Here is a 280-nt window from a genome sequence, read left to right as displayed (position 1 = left end):
GGTCGACGGCATCGAGTTGTCCGCCAGCGGCAAAATCACCGAACAATGGCAGGTGTTTGCGGGCTACAGCTATCTGGACAGCGAACTGGTCAAATCCGGCCTCAACGGGCGTAACGGTGTCGTGAGTGCGGGCTCCAACAAAGGCAATCAGATGCCCAACACGCCGAAGAACTCCTTCAGCCTGTGGACCACCTACGAGATCACGCCCAAGCTGACCGTCGGCGGCGGCGCCTTCTACGTCGATGAGGTTTACGGCGATGTCGGCAACACAGTGTATGTA

Annotated in this window: 1 protein-coding gene; it reads left to right on the top strand. The window is 58.6% G+C overall.

Features of this window, described 5'->3' with window-relative positions:
- Positions 1-280 (top strand): TonB-dependent receptor (locus tag QN399_RS26300; RefSeq protein ID WP_330201941.1); only part of this gene is annotated, 280 nt, incomplete at both ends.

Source organism: Pseudomonas sp. 10C3 (assembly GCF_036346185.1).
Taxonomy (GTDB): Bacteria; Pseudomonadota; Gammaproteobacteria; order Pseudomonadales; family Pseudomonadaceae; genus Aquipseudomonas.
This window is presented reverse-complemented; position numbering and strand designations above follow the sequence as displayed.